Genomic DNA, 20,275 nt, shown 5'->3' with positions numbered 1-20,275 from the left:
ATCTGATTGTAATATTTTATCAGCGGAGCTTTGGTGAACGAGAAGTGCTATTGATTCAGGGGGTGCAGCTGCTTGCAAATGTCTAGATGTTGTGTCTCGCAGCCTTATTTATTCGCGAAGGGCATCCTTCAATCGGCTGTTCATTCCTGCTTCAGCTGACGCTTTACGGATGGATTCGAGCTTCATTTTTTTGATCGTTTGGCTCATTTGTTCCTGGTCTTTTTCTAATTTTTCGATGTAGATTAGCAGCTCAGGCACCGTATATCCGGCATCTTCGAACAGTTTTTCGATGGATTCTCGCATTTGTTCTGCGGTAGTTTTTGGGTTCATCTGGGCCTCCAAAATAGCAATAAAATGTCACTATCCCATCATATCCTCATCTGTTAAAATAGTCGAGTGCGTCAAAAAAATAGATTAATATTTTCTCCATAATTTTCATTGACTACTCCTATATATTGATGTAGAATCAAAAACACAAACTACATATTGATGTAGAAGAGTGCCTTTAATGATTAGACCTTTGTAAATCATGAACATGCGCAGCTGACGAAAATACTAGTCAGACGCACTTTTTAATTGCTTAATTTCAGTAGGGGAGCGAACGTGTTATGCTAGTCGTCTATGATTCCAAAACAGGCAATGTCAAGCGTTTCATCAAAAAACTGAATATGCGGGCAGTGCCTATCGATGAGAAGGATGAAGTGGACGAGCCGTTCGTGCTGGTCACGTACACAACGGGGTTCGGACAAGTTCCGGAGAAGGTATCTTCGTTTCTAGAAACCAACTCCGAAATGCTCCGCGGCGTTTCCGCAAGCGGCAACCGCAACTGGGGTGCCGGCTTCGCAAAAAGCGCGGACACGATCTCGCAGAAGTACGATGTTCCCGTTATTTTGAAGTTTGAGTTATCAGGTACGAATCAAGATACGCAACATTTTGTCGAAAGGGTGCGAACCATTGAAGCATATTGAACTAAATAACGAGTTAATGCAGCGCGGAGCAGACGGATTTTACCAGCTAGATAAAGATAAAGAGGCTGTTGCCGCATTTATGGAAGAAGTAGCTGAGAAGAGCGTAAAGTTCGACTCCCTTCGTCACAAGCTAGATTACTTAATCGAGAACGATTATTACGATAATGTATTCGAAAAGTATACATACGAGCAGGTTGAGGCTGTATTCACGCTAACGGCGAACAGTGGCTTTGAATTCCAATCGTATATGGCAGCATCGAAGTTCTATAAGGACTATGCGATGAAAACTAACAACAAAGCGCAATACTTGGAGCAATACTCCGATCGGGTATCCATTGTAGCGTTGCATCTTGGCGAAGGAGATGCAGCCAAAGCACTCCGTATAGCCGAAGCGATGATCGACCAACGCTTGCAGCCAGCTACACCAACCTTCCTGAACGCGGGCAAGAGCCGCCGCGGCGAAATGGTTTCATGCTTCCTGCTCGAAATGGACGACTCTCTTAATTCGATTAACTACGTATTAGGCACATGCATGCAGCTTTCCAAAATCGGCGGCGGCGTTGCTGTTAACCTATCGAAGCTTCGTGGACGCGGTGAACCGATCAAAGGCGTTGAAGGCGCAGCAAAAGGCATTATGCCCGTGCTGAAGCTGATGGAGGATGCTTTCTCCTACGCAGATCAAATGGGACAACGCAAAGGCTCGGGAGCCGGCTATTACAATATTTTCGGCTGGGACATTATCGAGTTCCTTGATTGCAAAAAAATTAACGCCGACGAGAAGGCACGTATCAAAACGTTGTCCATCGGGCTTATAATTCCAAATAAATTTTATGAGCTAGCTGCTCAAAACAAGCCGCTCTTCGTATTTGGACCGCATTCGGTTCAAAAAGCTTACGGCAAGCATCTCGATGATATGGATATGGATGAGATGTACGAGGAATTGCTCGCTAACGAGCTCGTAACGAAGAAGAAAGTTATGAACGCACGCGACATGCTGACAAAGATCGCCTCGATTCAGCTAGAATCCGGCTACCCATACATCATGAATAAATCCAATGCCAACAGCATTCATGCTTTGAAGGATATTGGCTCTATTAAAATGTCCAACCTGTGCACAGAAATCTTCCAGCTGCAGGAGACTTCGGAAATTAAAGATTATGGCTACGAGGATGTTATTCAGCGCGATATTAGCTGCAACCTCGCTTCACTTAACATCGTTAACGTGATGGAGCACAAAAAAGTGAAGGAATCGGTTCACGTTGGAATCGAAGCCTTGACGACTGTCAGCGATTTGTCCAATATCGACAATGCTCCGGGCGTTCGCAAAGCGAATGAAGAGCTTCACTCTGTCGGACTTGGCGCGATGAACCTGAACGGCTACCTAGCCAAAAACAAAATCGCTTACGAAAGTGAAGAAGCGAAGGATTTTGCCGGCGTATTTTTCATGATGATGAACTACTACTCCATTGAGCAAAGTATGGAGATCGCGAAAGAACGCGGCATTACATTCAAAGATTTTGATCGTTCCGAATATGCTAAAGGTACTTATTTCACTCGTTATGTAGAGAACGACTTCCGTCCAAAAACGGACAGAGTGAAAGAATTGTTCGAAGGCATGGAAATTCCATCGCCTGAGGATTGGGCAGAGCTGAAAGCGAAAGTGCAAAAGCACGGCCTATACCACGCATACCGTCTGGCGATTGCGCCGACACAAAGTATTTCGTACATCCAAAATGCGACTTCGAGCGTTATGCCGATCGTTGAGCATATCGAGACGCGCACATACGCGAACTCAACAACATATTACCCAATGCCGTACTTGTCGCAAGACAACTACTTCTATTACAAATCGGCTTACAATATTGATCAGTTCAAGCTGATTGACCTAATTGCAGAAATTCAGCAGCACGTTGACCAAGGTATTTCGTCCGTCCTGCATGTAAATAGCAATGTAACGACACGCGAGCTGGCGCGGTTCTATGTCTATGCTGCGCAAAAAGGGCTTAAATCGCTCTATTACACCAGAACGAAGCGGCTTTCTGTTGAGGAATGCACGAGCTGCGCAGTTTAAGTAGTTCAATTTTAATCGACGCTTACGTAGCAAAGAAGGAGCTCACCAAATGAAAGCAGTAAACTGGAACCGCCCGGATGACGATTTCACATTAACATTCTGGCAGCAAAACGTGATGCAATTTTGGACGGATGAAGAGATTCCGTTATCTGACGATAAAATGGATTGGATGGAAATGACCGACGCGGAGCGCACACTCTACAAAAACGTGCTCGGCGGTCTGACCTTGCTTGATACGATTCAAGGCGGCATCGGCATGCCGAAAATTTTGGAGCATGTAGATGGCTTGCAGCGCAAAGCGGTGCTGTCGTTTATGTCCATGATGGAGCAAATCCACGCTAAATCGTACAGCAGTATCTTTACAACGCTCGCATCGGGGGAAGAGATCGACGAAATTTTCCAATGGGTGGAGCAAAATGAGCAGCTGCAAAAGAAAGCGAATCTGATTTCTTCGTGGTATTCGAATATTACGGGACCGAAAGAGCTGTATAAAGCGATGGCAGCTTCCGTATTTCTAGAAAGCTACTTGTTCTACAGCGGATTCTTCTATCCGCTCTACTTGGCTGGCCAAGGCAAAATGACGAGCAGCGGCGAAATTATCGATTTGATTTTACGTGACGAGAGCATCCATGGTTTGTACGTTGGCGTTCTAGCACAGGAGCTGTTCCAAACGTTCAGCCCTGAGGAGCAAGCCCAGCTGCAGATCGAGATTTATGCTTTGCTGAACGAGCTGTACGAGAATGAGATCGTGTATACCGAGCATCTGTATGCACCGCTCGGCTTGGCTGAAGAAGTAAATGTCTATGTCCGCTACAATGCGAACAAAGCGCTTATGAACCTAGGCATGGAGCCTCATTTCCCTGAGGAGCCGGTTAACCCAATCGTGTTCAACGGCATCAGCACGCACACGAAGCAGCATGACTTCTTCTCCAAAAAAGGTAATGGGTACGTACGTACGATTCACGTTGAGCCATTGAATGACGATGACTTCGTTTTCAATTTTTAATATAACTTAATCGTTTTTCCACCTATGAATCGCTCTTCATTCCGCCTTATGGCAGAAGAAGAGCGATTTTGATTTTTTAAAATAAGAAAATGATTGACACCTAATAGCGAGGATGTTAATATCTTCCTCTCAAATCTTGTACGGAGGTAACAAGCGTGATAACAGTTCATGGATTAAGCAAATCGTATCAGGTTGCGAAGCGCTCGTCTGGTGTCAGACAGGCAGTGAAGGCTTTATTTAAAAGGGATTATAAGATTGTGGAAGCGCTTAACGATATTTCTTTCTCGATTGAGCCTGGCGAGATCGTAGGTTACATCGGGCCCAATGGTGCCGGCAAATCTACGACTATTAAAGTAATGAGCGGCATACTCGTCCCAGACAGCGGCACCTGCACGGTAATGGGATACACGCCTTGGAAGGATCGGGTTGCTTATGTGAAGCATATCGGCGTTGTTTTTGGACAGCGATCACAACTGTGGTGGGATGTGCCTGTCATCGATTCCTTCGATCTGCTTCGAGATATTTACAAAGTGCCTGAGCAGGAGTATAGGAGCACGCTAGCTTTGCTCACGGAAACGCTGGAGCTTCAGGAAATTATTCAAATGCCCGTCAGGCAGCTTAGCTTAGGGCAGCGGATGCGCTGCGAGATTGCAGCTTCGCTGCTTCACAGCCCGAGCGTCCTCTTTCTGGACGAGCCGACGATTGGCCTTGACGCGGTATCCAAAATTGCGGTACGTCGATTTATACGCACCATTAATGAGGAGAAGGGCGTTACGATTATTTTGACCACGCATGATATGAATGACATTGAGGCGCTGGCGAACCGGATCATTTTGATCGGAAAAGGGAGCCTTCTATACGACGGAAGTGTAAACGCCATTCGGAACCAGTTCGGAACACGGAAGACGATCACCGTCTTATACAGCCATCAGGAGAAGCCGCTTCAGGTACCAGGGGCGATCATTGAATCATGGTCTCCCGAGCGGACGGTTCTTAGCGTCGATACGGCAGAGGTCAACATTTCGGAGCTGTTGATCGGCATATCCGCACAGGTAGATCTTCTTGATATGACGATTGACACGCTGCCAATCGAGGATATGATTGTACAATTGTACAAGGAGCACCAAATATAATGAAGGCGTATCTATCGGTTTTTAAGCTGCGCCTGACGAATGGATTGCAATACCGCACAGCAGCGCTTGCAGGAATCGCTACCCAGTTTTTCTGGGGCTTCATTATCATTATGGTATTTGAAGCATTTTATAGCGGGGCTGTTACACAGCCTCCCATTTCATTAAAGCAGCTCATCACCTACGTGTGGCTGCAGCAAGCGTTTTTAGCTTTTATTATGCTTTGGTTCCGTGACAATGAGCTATTCCAGCTCATTACGACGGGCAATATCGCATATGAGCTTTGCAGGCCTAGCGGCATCTATGGGTTATGGTATGCCAAGCTGATCGCACAACGTCTGGCAAGCGCGATTCTCAGAAGCCTGCCTATTCTGGCCGTTGCTTTTTTTCTGCCGGAGCCTTATCGAATGCCGGCTCCGTCAGATCCGCTTGCTTTATTATTGTTTATCGTGGCGCTCGTCCTTGGGCTATGCATGATTGTCTCGCTTTCAATGCTGATGTACATATCAGTCTTCGTCACGTTATCACCGGCGGGCTCGCTGCTTATGTTCGGCGTGATCGGCGAGTTTTTGGCGGGCATGGTCATTCCTGTTCCGCTTATGCCCTCATGGCTGCAAAGCATCGTATATGTGCTTCCGTTTCGCTGGACTGCCGATTTTCCATTTCGCGTCTATTCCGGGCATATTCCGAAGGAAGAAGCGCTTATCGGCATCGCTATCCAACTCGTATGGTTCATCGTATTGGTGGCGCTTGGGAGAGCAGCGATGGCAAAAGCACTGCGCAGAGTAGTCGTAAATGGAGGGTAACGAAAATGAAATTGTATGTAAAATATATGTTGATCCTGTTTAAGTCGCAAATGCAGTATCGTACATCGTTTTGGCTGCTTTCTTTCGGACAATTCCTCGTACCGTTTTCCATATTTGCAGGCTTGTATTTCCTGTTCGATCGATTCGGACAGATCAAGGGCTGGGATTTTCAAGAGGTAGCGCTTTGTTTCTCTATCATTCATATGGCGTTTGCGATCAGCGAATGTTTTGCGCGCGGATTTGATTCGTTTTCCAGCTTGGTCGCAAATGGCGACTTTGACCGCTTGCTGGTGCGTCCGCGCAGCACCGTTCTTCAGGTGCTAGGCTCGAAATTCGAATTTACGAGGGTAGGACGGCTCTTGCAAAGCGCCATGGTGCTCACTTGGTCGGTCAGCCAGCTATCCTTGGATTGGACGCTGCTCAAGATCCTCACTCTCGTATTTATGATAGCGAGCGGCGTTTTTATTTTTACCGGCATTTTTATGCTGGCGGCGACGATGTGCTTTTGGACGATTCAGGGGCTTGAAATCGCGAATATTTTTACAGACGGCGGCAGAGAAATGGCCCAGTATCCGCTTAATATTTATCAGAAATGGGTAACGCGCTTTTTTACATTTATTATTCCATTTGGCTGCGTCAACTACTTGCCCTTGCTCTATCTGCTGGACAAAACATCAGGCAATGATTTGCCGTACATGCTGGCGCCAATCGCGGGTATTATCTTTATTTTGCCGTGTCTGCTCATTTGGCGCTTTGGCGTTCGCCATTACCGCTCTACAGGATCGTAAGCAGGGATAAGAAGAACGTTGTGGAATATGATCATAAATGACAGCAAAGGGGGATTTTCGCTTTGAAATCGATAGCGATACGAGAGCTTGCGGAGCGATTTTCATTAGAAGTGCTTGCAGGAGAAGATAAGCTGGATCGGCAAATCATGAAAGCAAGGGCCTATCGCCCGGGACTGGAGTTTGTTGGGTACTTTGAATTTTTCCCGCAGGAGCATGTCCAAATATTAGGTAAAAAAGAAATTACCTATTTGCATACCTTAACCGAGGACGAACGAAATCATCATATCGGGAATATCGTCAAATATCATCCGCCATGCTTCGTTGTTACAGCAGGTCAAGAAGGTTTGAAGTATTTGACTAAATATTGCGATCAAGAGGGCATTCCTCTGCTGCGCACAAAGGTGCCAACGGCACAATTTCTGGGCATGCTGGATGCTTATCTGCTCAACACGCTTGCACCGGAAATTTCAATACACGGCATTATTTTGAACGTATCGGGCATTGGCATTTTGCTGCGCGGCAAATCAGGCATCGGCAAGAGCGAAACCGCCCATACGCTGATCAAACGCGGCTCTAGGCTGGTGGCAGACGATATCGTCGTATTGAAAAAGCTGAGCTCGCAAACGCTGCTTGGCACCCACAACGGGAAAACGAAGGAGTTTTTGGCGCTGCGGAGCATCGGTCTAATTAATGTCGTCAGACTTTACGGCAGGCAGGCCTTCCAGGATGAGACGCGTATTGTACTGGATATCGAGCTGACCAAATGGCGGGACAATGAGCTGAACAATGATTTGGAGCTTGTGCCAAAATTTACGGAATATATGGGCGTGCAAATTCCGCATATCGAAATTCAGGTTCAGCCGGGAAGAGATATCGCGGGCTTGATCGAGGCGGCTGCAAACAACTGGTACCTTAGGCAGCAAGGGTACAGCGCGGTAGAAGAGTTTATGAAGCGGCTTGAAATGGAGTAGCATTCGCCGCGCATTAAGTATATTCTGTACTTGGAAGGATTAAAGGCGAAACGACTATCCATTTACTAGTAAAGCATGATACACTATGTGCAGAGAAAGCTCATCCTAGCGCACAAGTCCTGACAGATTCGAAGGAGGAAATCGCGTGGAAAACTGCTCAATCGTCACAAAGCCTGCGCTCCATTTGGCGGGTATTAGCTACTGCGGTCCCTATTCATCCTTTCCGGATGAAGCTATTCGGCTGCAAACCGAGTTTTTGACACGCAAACACGAGTTGAACGACGCTGTAAAATCTACGGTGCTGTATAGTCCCTATTTCGGAAATGAAGTTTTTGCTACGTATTGGGCTTGTTATGAGGTCCAGCATCTCGAGGAGGTTCCTCCCGGCATGGTGCAGTTCACGATTCCCGAGCATCGTTACGCGATGGTAGCCTGTTCGAACAAAAGAATCGGCGAGGGGTATGAGCAGCTTCATACTTGGATCAACGAGATGCAGCTAGAGAAGCAGGAAAATGCCGTATCGCTGGAACTTTTTTATATCGACGAGCATCATTTGGAGGAAGAGCCGGTAGAATTGCTTATTCCGCTCAAAGGATAATTTATATGAAGTGCTTGCGCGCAAACGGACGGAGATCGAATGGATGACATTCACTCCGGCTCGTTTTGCGAAGGCAGGCTCTTTTTTGTTTGGAGACTCAAAGAAGAATGAAGAGAGGAAACGCTGTGGAAGCAAGTGAAAGAGCGGAAAGTAGCATGCCGCGGGGGAGCTTCACAGGGCTGATCACCGCTGGCCTCGCAGCAGGCGCGCTCAGCGGAATAGTGCTGGGACTTACGATGAAGCTTTTGGAGCGGCTTACGGGTTCAGCTGTCTATGTGCTGCTGCTTAATGTTGATTTTATATCGTGGCTGCCGGACCAAATGAGCGAACAGGTGGAATTTGCGCTGCATATGGCCGTTTCCCTCCCGCTAGGCATTTTATATTTGTCGCTTTTGCCGCTTTGGCGATCTCCTGCTAGGCTAAGCCTCGGCATGAGCCTTGCGGTCGCTTGCTGTACATGGATACCGCTGACGCAGCTGTCGGAGCGTCCTCCTTTAATTAATGATGTACAAGCGCTGCTATGGTGGTTGATCGGCCATCTTGTATATGGCGCCGTATTAGCGGTTTTTGGAATGCTGTGGGTGAAGAGAGGAAGGATTAAAATATGAGCTATGAATTGTATATCGTAGATGCTTTCACGAATGAACGGTTCAAAGGAAATCCGGCAGCCATCTGTTTATTGGAGCAGCCGCAGCCTGAAAGCTGGCTGCAGCAGGTAGCCGCTGAAATGAATCTTCCAGAAACGGCATTTATTGTGCCGGGAGAGAAGAGCTTTGACCTGCGCTGGTTTACGCCTGTAGCAGAGGTTGATTTATGTGGTCATGCGACGCTTGCGACCGCACATGTATTATGGGAGACCGGCAAATTGCCTGAACAGGAAATGGCTCGTTTTATGACGAGAAGCGGCATATTAACGGCTAAGCTTGATGGTGCTTGGATCGAGATGGATTTCCCAGCCGAGCCGCCAGAAGCTGCAATAGCGCCTGAGGAGCTTGTTCAAGGCTTGGGACTTATACCGAGATATGTCGGCCGCAATCGGATGGATTATTTTGTTGAGGTGGATAGCGAGGATACGGTTCGCACGCTGCGGCCGGATTTTGCGATGCTCGCGAGGCTGGAAGCTCGAGGCGTTATCGTAACGAGCCGATCGACTGGCTCAGCATATGACTTCGTGTCAAGGGCTTTCTATCCAGGAACAGGAATCGATGAGGATCCTGTTACAGGCTCGGCCCACTGCGCGCTTGCGCCATATTGGGCGAAGCGGCTTCGCAAGGACAGGCTCGTCGGCTACCAGGCATCCAAGCGTGGCGGAATCGTAAAGGTGAAGCCGGATGGGGATCGCGTTTATTTGTCGGGACAAGCGGTAACGGTACTAAAAGGACATTTGGAGGGGTAATACGATGTTAATGATGAAGCTACCAAAGGAACAAAAAGAGCAGCTAACCGGCCGGATTCAGCAGTATTTCGAGCTGGAGCGTTCAGAGACGCTCGGATCGATCGCAGCGGAGCAGCTGCTCGAATTTATGATTCAAGAGATAGGTCCACATTTGTATAATCACGCGATTAATGATGCACGCAAAGCCGTACTCGAGCGAATGCAAACGCTTGAGGACGAGCTTTATGCGCTGGAGAAGCCGATTGTAACAAAACGTTAAACCATAAAATTACGCTTGCTAAGCGGGATATATGAAGCACTACGATCGTTGCCGGCGTAACCTCGGTTCGCAGCGTTACGCCAGCGGCATTGGTGCCGTGATCGTTGAGCATTTCCAGCATGACCAATCGCTCCCGTATTGTCGACGTTCGGATACATCTAGATGGTCTCACGCCAGCCTCTTGCCCAAATCCCCTAGAGCGACATTTGATAAAATGTTGTGCTGCTATGTACGTCCACTTGAAAGCGGCCCTACGATTCAGGTTCCGCCACTTCTCACGAACGAAAGCCTGATTCTCCCAAATCGCTCTTGGACGCCTTCCAAGCCTTCCAAGCTTTCCAAGTTTACCCCTCCCAGCAACAAATCTCGATGGATGCCCATACAGATTCAGCAGCCGTGTACAATAATCAGTCAATAATTCTCTGATCATCCAGCTTGCTTAGCACTTGCCACACCTCCAGCACACTCCGGTATCCGATCAAAGGCTTTCCCCAAAGAAGCGTGTTTTTATAAAAAAAAGCAGAGGGAAACCGGTTGCAAACGGACTTTTTTGGCGCGCCGCAACTAGCATTGCGATAGTTTTGCGCGCTTTGCACTTTCTTGCCAGGCACCACAAAAGCGCAGCTGTACCGGGCACAAAAATGTCTAATTGCTGGAAAACGAGCGCTGCTCGCATAATAGGGCTACACCGCCGCCGAGGCGATGAACGACATCCGGAGGTGAACGCTAATGAAGCAGGTTACAGCTCCTAGGCTAAAAAAGCCTTCCGATTACCGGCCCAGCGTGCTGCGCAGGCTGCAAAAGGACAAGTGGCTTTATTTCCTGCTCTTGCCTGGCTTGCTGTATTTCTTATTATTCAAATATGTTCCGATGTGGGGCGTTCTGCTCGCCTTCAAAAACTATCAGCCCTATACGGGCTTCTGGAACAGCGAATGGGTGGGCGTGGAGCATTTCAGATTGTTTTTCTCCAATCCTGAGTTTTTCATGCTGCTGCGCAATACGCTCCTCCTATCCTTTTATAATTTATTGTTTTTCTTTCCGGCGCCCATCATTTTAGCGATTTTACTCAACGAGGTGCGGATCGCCATCTTCAAACGATCGATTCAGACGATGATTTATGTGCCGCATTTTATTTCGATGGTTATCGTTGCCAGTATGACGTACGTGTTTTTGACGACGGCTGGCGGACCGGTCAACGAGCTGATCTATGCTTATACGGGGCAAAAAATCGAGTTTCTAGCAAGTCCCGAATGGTTCCGAACCATCATTATTTTGCAAACGATTTGGAAGGAATGCGGCTGGGGGACGATTATTTTTCTCGCGGCGCTTGCGGCAGTCGACGTCGAGCAGTATGAAGCGGCCATCATGGACGGCGCCAATCGCTGGAAGCAAATTTGGCATATTACGCTTCCTTCCATCAGCAGCACCATTATCATTTTGCTCATTTTGCGCATGGGGAACGTGCTCGAGAATGGCTTTGAGCAAATTTACCTGCTCCTTAACCCGCTCAACCGCGAGGTAGCCGAAGTATTCGATACTTACGTCTATATGATGGGGATTACGCAAGGGGCATTCAGCTACAGTACGGCAGTCGGATTATTCAAAGCCATTATAGGCGTCATTCTCGTGCTGGGAAGCAATTACTTGGCGAAAAAATTCGGACAATCCGGACTCTATTAAACGGATTCGCGAGAGAGGGGAGCAACAATTTGGCGAAAACATACAGATCGGTTCCAGGGACGATTTTTGACGTGGCCAACTACATCTTTTTGGGCGCATTCGCGATCGCAGCGATTCTTCCGTTTATCTATGTCATATCGGGCTCGTTCGCGACCGATGCGGAGCTGACGAAGCGAGCGGTGTTTCTAATTCCGGAAACGTTCTCGCTGGCGGCATATGAATTTATATTTTCAACCAATACGATTATGAAAAGCATCGGGGTATCGATGTACGTCACGATCATCGGGACGGCAGTCAATCTATTCTTTACCGTAACGATGGCATATCCGCTCGCCCGGCGCAGCTTGATGGGACGCAATACGGTGCTTAACCTTGTCGTCTTCTCGATGCTGTTCGGAGGCGGGATGATTCCGACCTATCTCGTTATTCGCGAGCTGTCGCTGCTGGATTCCTATTGGGCGCTTATTTTGCCCGGAGCGATAAGCGCATTTAACCTGATTATCGTCAAAAACTTTTTTCAGGAGCTTCCGCCAGGCTTGGAGGAAGCGGCAAAAATCGATGGCTGCACGGAGCTTGGCTTGCTTTGGCGGATCGTTCTTCCGCTCTCGAAGCCCGTGCTTGCTACCTTTACGCTGTTTTATGCGGTAGGGCATTGGAACGATTTCTTTGCCGCGCTGCTCTACATTAACAATCCGGAAAAATGGCCGCTCCAAGTGCTGCTCCGTCAAATTGTGCTGCTGTCGCAGGCTGCGGCTGGGGACTTGAATTCGATGGACCCCAACTTCGTGAAGCCGCCGGACCAATCGATCAAGATGGCCGTTATCGTCGTAGGAACCGTTCCGATTTTGCTTGTTTACCCGTTTCTCCAAAAGCATTTTGCCAAAGGCGTGCTGATTGGATCGATTAAGGGCTAATCACGGTAACGTCCGTTTGCCGCAGGTTTGCAAGACCTACGGCAGAAGGTTTTACGATATAATACAAATATCTAAGGGAGGTACATGCATGAAAGGAAATCGAAACAAAGCGAATAAATGGGCTTCGCTGCTGGTTGTCGGCACGCTTGCCGCAGGTACGCTTATCGGCTGCTCGCAGCAAAATAACGGTGCGGATAACGAAGCGCCAGGCGCGGCATCGCCAGATGCGGCGCCGACGAATGCAGGCGACAAGGCAGAGACTCCCCTCAAGCTCAGCATCATGCTGCCGATTTTCAAGACGAACTATCCGAAGGACGACAGCCCGGTTGCGGCAGAGCTTGAGAAGAGCACCAATTCGGATATCCATTTCGAGTGGGTACCGAATGCTTCCTATGTGGATAAGTTTAATATTACGCTTGCTTCCGGCAAGCTCCCGACGATAATGTATGTACCGGACGTGAAGTCTCCCAGCTTCGTGAATGCCGCCAAATCAGGCGCGTTTTGGGAGCTTGGCAGCTATTTGAAGGATTATCCGAACCTTAGCGGAGCTAACCCGGTCATCCTAAGCAACTCCTCTGTCGAAGGCAAAAACTATGGCATTTATCGCGGTCGCGCCCTTGGACGAAACGGCGTTTATTACAGGAAGGATTGGCTCGACAACGTAGGCCTTCCCGTACCGGAGACTATCGATGATTTCTACAATATGTTGAAAGCGTTTAAAGAGAAGGACCCGGACAAAAACGGCAAGCAAGATACCTACGGGATGGTGCTCGTAAAATGGACCGGAGGCTGGTCCAGCGGCTTTGACAACATTAAATTATGGTTCGGCGCGCCGAATAAATGGGGAGAAAAGGATGGGAAGCTCGTCCCTGATCATCTGACGCCGGAATACCTTGAAGCTTTAAAATTTATGAAAAAGCTGTATGACGAGAAGCTTATTAATCAGGATTTTGCCATTATGGATTCCGCGAAATGGACCGATCCGCTAGTGAACAATCAGGCTGGCGTCATTATTGACGTCGTGGATGGCGCGGCCCGCGTCGATGACAAAATCCACGCTGCTCTTGCCGCTGAAGGGAAGGATCAGCCGGATGTGCACTACATGGACGTGTTCAGCGGTGTGAAGGATGCTGCCGGCGCGCTGCATACGCTGCCGACCTCTGGATTTGCAGGCATGCTGGCCGTTCCGAAATCTGCGGTAAAGACCGAGGAGGAGCTGAAGCGCGTACTCACGTTCATCGATCAGCTTAATGCGCCGGAATTGCAAACGATGCTCGGCTATGGCCTTGAAGGCAAGCATCATACGATTGAAGAGGATTCAGTCGTTATAAGCAAGGATACGGTGCTGTTGGAATCGGAGGTGGAGGGTCTCAACCAAATGCTGACCTTCATCCCAGAGGATCGCGCCAAAAAAGTGAAGCAAACGCCACTGAGGCTGAAGCAAACGGAGCTGCAGAAGGAGAATGAGAAGTATATCGTAACCAATCCTGCGGAGCCATTCATTTCAAAGGTATATACCGAGAAGGGCGCGCAGCTCGATAACATTTTGAATGACGCTCGCATTAAATTTATCGTCGGACAGGTTGACGAAGCAGGCTTTGCAGCGGCTCTTGAGCTGTGGAAAAAAAGCGGCGGCGATGATCTGATCAAAGAAATGAATGAGCTTTACGCAGCCAGCAAGTAAATCAGAAGCTTACGAGGCAAGGGCCCGCTTACGATAGAGCGGGTCTCTTGTCTTTTGTTGTAGTTCATAAGAACGATAGTCATACTGAAAAAAAGGTCTTGTTCATTTCTTTAATGCGTTATATTCTTGGTCAATAGAAATGAATGCGTTTACATTTAAGGTTGATTTATGGAAATATCATTCTGATTCGGTTGGTGAGAAAATGCTGAAGGAAATGAAAACGAGGCTAATGCGCAGCAAAAAAGGGAAAAGCGGAGCCAAAAGACACTTTTACCGGAAAAGCTTAATTATGATTCTTATCGTAGCCAGCATTCCTGGGCTGATTACCGGCGCACTCGTTTACGGGATTGCAGGGGGGCGTCTGGAAAGCGAGCTGCTGCATTTGAACAATAAGCAAATCGAGCAGAGAGCTCGAAACATTGACACGCAATTAACGAATTTAGAGCTGACGTTATCCCATTGGGCGTTTGATTCCAAATTTGATTACAGCCTCGAAAGCCGCAATTTCATCCAAAACTTCGAGAAGGCACGGGACATTACGAAAACACTGCTCGTGATGCAGGGCTCGAATACAATAAACAAGCTGGTTGGGCTTTATCTTGGAGGGGACGAGCAGCCTGTACTCTTTGATCCTGAATATGCGCCGCTTACGGCAAAGCCGGAGCAAGACCTTTACGCGGGCTTGCTTCAATCGGATAAAGTAACCTATTGGACCGAATTGGCGTTTGATGCGAAGCGCCCTCAAGAAAAGGAGTTGACGCTGGTGCACCACATTCCCGGCGGAAGCTTAAAACCGTTCGGCGCGCTTCTCATTCGGCTGGATAACGAGAAGGTCGGGGATATGCTTCAAACCATGACGCCTTACGACGGCGGAGCCACTTTTTTTCTGCAGGACAACGGCAAGCTTTTTGCTTCTACAGGAGGGAACGGGATAGAATCGCCATTCGTTGCCGCCCTAAGAGAGGAAATAGCAGCTAAGGGCCAAGACGAGGGCTCCTTTTTCTTCGATTGGGAGGATGCTACCTTTACCGTTACGTACGGGAAGTTTTCGAGAATCGCGGACAGCTGGACATACGTCTCCGCTTCTCCAATCACAAGCATTACGGCACCTGTCATGCTCGTATCGAAAATTATTTTTGCAGTAAGCATAAGCGCTTTGCTGCTGGCTGCACTGCTCGCATGGCTTGCTTCGCGAACCATTTACTCCCCGGTCAACCGGCTATTGAACATGCTTATGGCCGGCAAATCGTTGTCCCAGGAAAATGGGGACGAGTTCTCGCTCATCGAACGGCAATGGCATAACCTGAACCGGGAAAGCACGGAGCTTCATTCCAAGCTCTCAGAACAGCTCCCTTATGTGAAGGAAAGCTTCCTTCACCAGCTGCTTCAAGGCTATTTGTACGCGTATTCGGAGGAGGATTTGCTCGAGAGGATGGAGCGCTACAAGTGGAAGGTGGACAACCACCGCTTTATCGTCATTTATATGCAGCTGACAGGCATTGCGAGCCTTGAGGGAAAATTCAAATACGGGGACGAGGGGCTTGTCACGTTTGCTGCGGTTAATATGATCGAGGAGTTCGCCGCCCAGCATTTCGAGCAGAGCAAGACGATCAATTTCCATGATCTTGCGGCAGGTCTGCTGCTAATTGTGCCGAAGGATCACTCCTATGCTGTGGAGCTTCGCGCCTTTGGCGAGGAGCTGACGCATGCAATCAACCATATTTTGAACATGCGCCTCACCATTGCCATCAGCGAGCCGGCGGATGCGATATCGAATATCCCTTTATCGTTCGAGGGGGCGAAGCATGCGGCCAGCCAGCGGAATTTCGATAACGAGAATCAGCTCATCGATATCGGACAGCTGCATGCTCGCGGAGAAGGAAGCGAGGAGCAGCAATATCCCTTTACGCTGGAGCGGGAATTCATTCAGGCGCTGCGAACCGGACAGGACGCGGATGCCTTTGAGCTGCTTCGCGCGTTTCTTGCAGCGTTGTCCTGCAAGGGAGCGAAGGCGGTTGATGTGCAGCAGGGGATGCTCCATTTGCTCGGCAGCGTTCAGCATGCCATCATGGTTTCCGGCATTCAGCCGACGCGTCTGTTCAACTGCGTGAATATGTATGAGCAGCTATCGCAAATACGGGAGCCGCAGCTTATATTGACTTGGTTCCAAGACCGCGTATGCGTTCCGTTTTTGAAGGAGCTTGGCGGGCGCTCCGATTCCCAGGTGAAGCGGCTGATCGAGCATGCGATGATTTATTTGCAGCAAAATTACATGAACGATATTTCGCTCGACAATTGCGCGGACCATATCGGCACGAATCCGTTTTTCTTGAGCAAATCGTTCAAGCAGGTGACAGGCAAAAACTTTATCGATTATTTAACCGGGCTGCGCATGGATAAAGCGAAGGAGCTGCTCAGGGAATCCGCCCTGAAAATTAATGATGTTGCCGAGCACGTCGGCTACCAGCACAGCTACTTCAACCGGATCTTCAAGAAGCTGGAGGGGATGACCCCCAGCCGTTACCGGGAGCTGAGCCAAGCGGAATAAACGGCTAAGCAATAAAGTGCTAACCGACTAAAAATGTGCAAGTCTAGTGCTGGCCCTAATCAAAAATGTCTAATTGTATGCAAATGAAAGCCTCTTTACGATGAAGGTATGCGTGAAGCAAACCTGTTGTTCAAAAGGAGGCTTTTCAACATTGTCATTACCAAAATCCGTTAAGCTGCGTTGGTTGAAGCACACAGGAGCACACCCTGTTGGGCTAACCTTTGGCATTCCGTGGAAGGAAGGGGAGCTGCTGCGGGAGGATGCACTGGCCTTGCAGCATGCAGGCAGTGCAGAAAAAGCAGCTATGCAAAGCTGGCCCACCGCTTATTGGCCAGACGGAAGCGTCAAGTGGTCCGCGCATGCTGCGGCTTCTCTAACATCCGCGCCAAATGGCTACGAGATCGTCAAAGGGAAAGGCGCCGAATCAGCTTGCTCCGTCACGGTCAAGCAAACAGATGAATCCATTGAGCTGAATACGGGCGTTATTACGCTAGTCGTACCCAAGAAAGGCAATAAGGTAATTGATCAAATATATCGAAACGGCGTTTTGCTTTGTAGCGGAGGCGGGCTAGTGTCGATCAAGGAAAGCCACAGCTCGGTGTCTGGGGTCAAGACTATTCGCGAGGAAGACTTCGCCTGCAAGATCCATAAGGCTACGCTAGAGCAAAGCGGTCCGGTCAGAGCTGTCATCAAGCTGGAAGGGAAGCATCGCTCCGAATCAGGTACGAGGGAATGGCTGCCGATTTCACTGCGCTTATATGTTTATGCCGGACTTGAGACCATTCGTATCGTACACAGCTTCCATTATGACGGAAATCCGAATTCGGATTTCATTAAAGCTTTAGGCATCCAATTTGCGGTTCCGATGAGAGGGCCGTTATATAATCGCCATGTTCGATTCGCAGGGGACAGCGGTTTTTTTAGCGAATCACCGAAGACGCTGCATACCCGCAGAACAAAGGGCAAATACAGGGAGCTGTTCGAGCAGCAGACGAAGGGCGATTCAGTCCGCTTTGATGAGGAGGCTGACCGTTATTTCCTTGGATTGCTGGATGATTCTGCCGTATGGGATGATTTCAAGCTGGTGCAGCGTTCAGCCGATCATTACGCGGTGTGGAAGCGAACGAAGGCGGATTGCTGCTGGATCAAGGGCGCCGAGGGGCGCAGAGCGGGCGGGCTCGGTTATGTCGGCAGCGAGGGCGGTGGGCTGGCAGCCGGCTTGCGGAGCTTCTGGGAGAAGCATCCCTCCGGCCTTGAAATGGGCGGTACGGCTTCACGGGAGGCGAAGCTTACCGTTTGGTTCTGGTCGCCGGATGGCGATGCCATGGATCTTCGGCATTACGATATGGAGACGCATGTGGAATCTTCCTATGAAGGAGCGGATGAGCTGCGTGCAACCCCGTACGGAATCGCGAATACGAGTGAGCTGACGCTCTGGTGCACCTCGGAGACACCTAATCCACAGCGGCTGCAAGCGATGCAGGAGCAGATCGCATCGCCGGCGATGCTTGTTTGCGAGCCGGGTTACCTGCATGAGACGCGCGCATTCGGCTTATGGGGATTGCCGGATCGCAGCACGCCATTGAAAGCGCATTTGGAGGATCAGCTCAATGGGATTGTCGCTTTTTATCAGGCGGAGGTCGAGCAGCGGAAATGGTACGGATTTTGGGATTATGGCGATTTCATGCACAGCTATGACCCGGTTCGGCATGTATGGAATTATGATTTAGGCGGCTGCGCTTGGCAAAATACAGAGCTCGCCCCGAATATGTGGCTGTGGGTCATGTTTTTGCGGTCGGGCCGTGAGGACGTATTCCGGCTTGCCGAAGCGATGACGCGGCATACAAGCGAGGTGGATGTTTATCATTTTGGCGAATATGCGGGACTCGGCTCCAGACATAATGTCGTTCATTGGGGCTGTGGCTGCAAGGAGGCGCGAATCGCCATGGCCGGCCTTCACCGCTACTATTATTATTTGACCGCAGATGAGCGAATAGGCGACTTGATGGATGAGGTTAAGGATGCGGACTTCTCGACTGTCAGCTTAGACCCGATGCGCGCTTATTTTCCGAAGGACGAGCATAAGACGCATATACGGATCGGACCGGATTGGGCAGCCTTCAGCTCGAATTGGATGACCAGATGGGAACGGTTTGAAGATCAGTCATACCGCGACAAAATAATAGTAGGCATCGATTGCGTCAAGCAGGCCAAATATGGCCTGATTTCCGGTCCGACCTACGGCTATGACCCCGAGACCGGAATACTGACCTCGCTTGGCGACGATAACTGGGGGCGCCATTTGGCGATCTGCATGGGCGCGCCGCAGGTTTGGTTCGAGCTGGCGGCCATGCTTAAGGATCCGGAATGGGAAGCGATGATGGCCGAATTCGGCGTTTATTACAACATGACGCAAGAAGAGAAGGATCTGGTAACAGGCGGCGAGATCAGCAATAATCATTTTGCTCATCCTGTGCTCAGCATTGCGATTGCGGCCTTTGGCGCCTTTTATAAACAAGACGCTGCCGCGGCGAGGCGAGCTTGGCAGATTCTTATGGAAAATCCTTTTGCGCAAGTGCGGCTTCAGGAGGCAGCGGAGCAGGTTACGTATGTCGGCGATTTGAAGGAAATTGATTGGATCAATACGAACGAAGCGGCGCAGTGGTCACTGAATACGATCATCAGCCTGGAATTGATTGACGATTGGCTGCCAGAACAGTGGGTAGAGGCTCAACCATGATATCGCCAGGGTGGGAGCTGATTTACAGCAATAGTCTGCAGTCACCCGAGGAGATTAGCCATTTTCGAGCGGAAGGAGATGCGGTCATCACGTTCCCGAAGGGGCGGATGCGCATGGAGAGCGCACAGGAGCCAGAGGGCGGGCAGCAAGCGAATTTTGTGCTTTGGTGCCCGGAGACTTTTCCAGCTGACATAGCGGTTGCATGGGAGTTTAGGCCTATTCGGGAGCCGGGCCTCGCGATTTTGTTTTTCTCGGCTAGCGGAGCAAACGGCGTTGATCTGTTCGACTCGTCGCTTGCGCCGCGCACGGGCGAATACGAGCAATACCATCATGGAGAGATGGACGCGTACCATCTTTCTTATTATCGCAGGCGATGGCCGGAGGAACGGCATTTTCACACCTGCAATTTGCGAAAGAGCTACGGCTTTCATTTAGTTGCCCAGGGAGCCGACCCCCTGCCCGGAGTTGCGGATTGCAACGGCTTCTATCGCATGCTGCTTGAGAAGCGGGGCTCGCGCATCGTCTTTTCAATAAACGAGCTTCCAGTGCTGGATTGGGATGATGATGGAACAGCGTTTGGGCAGGCGCACGAAGCGGGGAAGATCGGCTTTCGGCAAATGTCGCCATTCATAGCGGAGTATGCGAACTTTAAGGTATATGGGCTGGCGAAGCCGGATTAAGAAAAGAGCGGATAACAAGTTTATTAAGAGAAGGAG

The 20,275-nt window shown here is 49.4% G+C and carries 18 protein-coding genes; 17 read left to right on the top strand and 1 reads right to left on the bottom strand.

Annotation, left to right across the window (positions count from 1 at the left end; genetic code table 11):
* Positions 1 to 108: 108 nt before the first annotated feature.
* Positions 109 to 330 carry a hypothetical protein gene (locus HI950_RS08505; protein WP_169083416.1) on the bottom strand — a complete coding sequence of 74 codons (222 nt, stop codon included), beginning with the start codon at positions 328 to 330 and terminating at the stop codon, positions 109 to 111.
* A gap of 278 nt (positions 331 to 608) precedes the next feature.
* Between HI950_RS08505 and nrdI the strand changes: the two genes are divergently transcribed.
* The 17 genes from nrdI to HI950_RS08420 all read left to right on the top strand — a co-directional run bounded on the left by nrdI (position 609) and on the right by HI950_RS08420 (position 20,239).
* Entirely contained in the window at positions 609 to 968 is a 360-nt protein-coding gene (gene nrdI, locus HI950_RS08500; protein WP_169083415.1) for a class Ib ribonucleoside-diphosphate reductase assembly flavoprotein NrdI, read from the top strand.
* Entirely contained in the window at positions 955 to 3,039 is a 2,085-nt protein-coding gene (nrdE, locus tag HI950_RS08495; RefSeq protein ID WP_169083414.1) for a class 1b ribonucleoside-diphosphate reductase subunit alpha, read from the top strand. The genes nrdI and nrdE overlap by 14 nt, the downstream gene beginning before the upstream one ends.
* 49 nt (positions 3,040 to 3,088) lie before the next feature.
* The gene (nrdF, locus tag HI950_RS08490; RefSeq protein ID WP_169083413.1) at positions 3,089 to 4,045 is read left to right on the top strand and encodes a class 1b ribonucleoside-diphosphate reductase subunit beta; all 957 of its coding nucleotides are present in this window, start codon (positions 3,089 to 3,091) and stop codon (positions 4,043 to 4,045) included.
* Positions 4,046 to 4,200: 155 nt separating this feature from the next.
* Positions 4,201 to 5,178: an ABC transporter ATP-binding protein gene (locus HI950_RS08485; protein WP_169083412.1), complete on the top strand. Its 978-nt coding sequence runs from the start codon at positions 4,201 to 4,203 to the stop codon at positions 5,176 to 5,178.
* Positions 5,178 to 5,981 carry an ABC transporter permease gene (locus HI950_RS08480; protein WP_169083411.1) on the top strand — a complete coding sequence of 268 codons (804 nt, stop codon included), beginning with the start codon at positions 5,178 to 5,180 and terminating at the stop codon, positions 5,979 to 5,981. Before HI950_RS08485 ends, HI950_RS08480 begins: the two co-directional genes overlap by 1 nt.
* 5 nt (positions 5,982 to 5,986) lie before the next feature.
* Complete coding sequence (locus HI950_RS08475) at positions 5,987 to 6,769, top strand: ABC transporter permease (protein ID WP_169083410.1); 783 nt, start codon at positions 5,987 to 5,989, stop codon at positions 6,767 to 6,769.
* 62 nt (positions 6,770 to 6,831) lie between these two features.
* Entirely contained in the window at positions 6,832 to 7,740 is a 909-nt protein-coding gene (hprK, locus tag HI950_RS08470) for an HPr(Ser) kinase/phosphatase (RefSeq protein ID WP_169083409.1), read from the top strand.
* Between the two features lie 145 nt (positions 7,741 to 7,885).
* Positions 7,886 to 8,338 (top strand): GyrI-like domain-containing protein, encoded by a 453-nt coding sequence (locus HI950_RS08465; protein ID WP_169083408.1) that lies wholly within the window; start codon positions 7,886 to 7,888, stop codon positions 8,336 to 8,338.
* Between the two features lie 107 nt (positions 8,339 to 8,445).
* Positions 8,446 to 8,946, top strand: a complete 501-nt coding sequence (locus HI950_RS08460) for a hypothetical protein (RefSeq protein ID WP_169083407.1) — start codon at positions 8,446 to 8,448, stop codon at positions 8,944 to 8,946.
* The gene (locus HI950_RS08455; RefSeq protein WP_169083406.1) at positions 8,943 to 9,734 is read left to right on the top strand and encodes a PhzF family phenazine biosynthesis protein; all 792 of its coding nucleotides are present in this window, start codon (positions 8,943 to 8,945) and stop codon (positions 9,732 to 9,734) included. Before HI950_RS08460 ends, HI950_RS08455 begins: the two co-directional genes overlap by 4 nt.
* Positions 9,735 to 9,738: 4 nt before the next feature.
* The gene (locus HI950_RS08450) at positions 9,739 to 9,993 is read left to right on the top strand and encodes a DUF2164 domain-containing protein (protein WP_169083405.1); all 255 of its coding nucleotides are present in this window, start codon (positions 9,739 to 9,741) and stop codon (positions 9,991 to 9,993) included.
* 729 nt (positions 9,994 to 10,722) lie between these two features.
* Positions 10,723 to 11,673: an ABC transporter permease gene (locus tag HI950_RS08445; RefSeq protein ID WP_169083404.1), complete on the top strand. Its 951-nt coding sequence runs from the start codon at positions 10,723 to 10,725 to the stop codon at positions 11,671 to 11,673.
* A gap of 29 nt (positions 11,674 to 11,702) precedes the next feature.
* On the top strand, positions 11,703 to 12,587 hold the full coding sequence (locus HI950_RS08440) for a carbohydrate ABC transporter permease (RefSeq protein ID WP_169083403.1): 885 nt from the start codon (positions 11,703 to 11,705) through the stop codon (positions 12,585 to 12,587).
* An 88-nt stretch (positions 12,588 to 12,675) separates the two neighbouring features.
* Positions 12,676 to 14,271, top strand: coding sequence for an extracellular solute-binding protein (locus tag HI950_RS08435; RefSeq protein ID WP_169083402.1), 1,596 nt, complete (start codon positions 12,676 to 12,678; stop codon positions 14,269 to 14,271).
* A 139-nt stretch (positions 14,272 to 14,410) separates the two neighbouring features.
* Positions 14,411 to 16,819 carry a helix-turn-helix domain-containing protein gene (locus HI950_RS08430; protein WP_223285165.1) on the top strand — a complete coding sequence of 803 codons (2,409 nt, stop codon included), beginning with the start codon at positions 14,411 to 14,413 and terminating at the stop codon, positions 16,817 to 16,819.
* Between the two features lie 151 nt (positions 16,820 to 16,970).
* Positions 16,971 to 19,559: an exo-rhamnogalacturonan lyase family protein gene (locus tag HI950_RS08425; RefSeq protein ID WP_169083401.1), complete on the top strand. Its 2,589-nt coding sequence runs from the start codon at positions 16,971 to 16,973 to the stop codon at positions 19,557 to 19,559.
* A complete protein-coding gene (locus tag HI950_RS08420; RefSeq protein ID WP_169083400.1) occupies positions 19,556 to 20,239 on the top strand; it encodes a DUF1961 family protein in 684 nt (227 codons plus the stop codon). Before HI950_RS08425 ends, HI950_RS08420 begins: the two co-directional genes overlap by 4 nt.
* The last annotated feature ends 36 nt before the right edge of the window (positions 20,240 to 20,275 follow it).

This window comes from Paenibacillus sp. PL91 (assembly GCF_012935325.2).
GTDB lineage: Bacteria > Bacillota > Bacilli > Paenibacillales > Paenibacillaceae > Pristimantibacillus.
The sequence above is the reverse complement of the archived record's forward strand: the minus strand, read 5'-3'. Positions and strand labels throughout refer to the sequence as shown.

Excerpts from the sequence above, each read along its gene's own strand:
- HI950_RS08505 (WP_169083416.1), bottom strand. The coding sequence starts at position 330 with ATGAACCCAAAAACTACCGCAGAACAAATGCGAGAATCCATCGAAAAA.
- nrdI (WP_169083415.1), top strand. The coding sequence starts at position 609 with ATGCTAGTCGTCTATGATTCCAAAACAGGCAATGTCAAGCGTTTCATC.
- nrdF (WP_169083413.1), top strand. The coding sequence starts at position 3,089 with ATGAAAGCAGTAAACTGGAACCGCCCGGATGACGATTTCACATTAACA.
- HI950_RS08480 (WP_169083411.1), top strand. The coding sequence starts at position 5,178 with ATGAAGGCGTATCTATCGGTTTTTAAGCTGCGCCTGACGAATGGATTG.
- HI950_RS08475 (WP_169083410.1), top strand. The coding sequence starts at position 5,987 with ATGAAATTGTATGTAAAATATATGTTGATCCTGTTTAAGTCGCAAATG.
- HI950_RS08460 (WP_169083407.1), top strand. The coding sequence starts at position 8,446 with ATGAAGAGAGGAAACGCTGTGGAAGCAAGTGAAAGAGCGGAAAGTAGC.
- HI950_RS08455 (WP_169083406.1), top strand. The coding sequence starts at position 8,943 with ATGAGCTATGAATTGTATATCGTAGATGCTTTCACGAATGAACGGTTC.
- HI950_RS08450 (WP_169083405.1), top strand. The coding sequence starts at position 9,739 with ATGTTAATGATGAAGCTACCAAAGGAACAAAAAGAGCAGCTAACCGGC.
- HI950_RS08445 (WP_169083404.1), top strand. The coding sequence starts at position 10,723 with ATGAAGCAGGTTACAGCTCCTAGGCTAAAAAAGCCTTCCGATTACCGG.
- HI950_RS08435 (WP_169083402.1), top strand. The coding sequence starts at position 12,676 with ATGAAAGGAAATCGAAACAAAGCGAATAAATGGGCTTCGCTGCTGGTT.
- HI950_RS08430 (WP_223285165.1), top strand. The coding sequence starts at position 14,411 with ATGAATGCGTTTACATTTAAGGTTGATTTATGGAAATATCATTCTGAT.
- HI950_RS08420 (WP_169083400.1), top strand. The coding sequence starts at position 19,556 with ATGATATCGCCAGGGTGGGAGCTGATTTACAGCAATAGTCTGCAGTCA.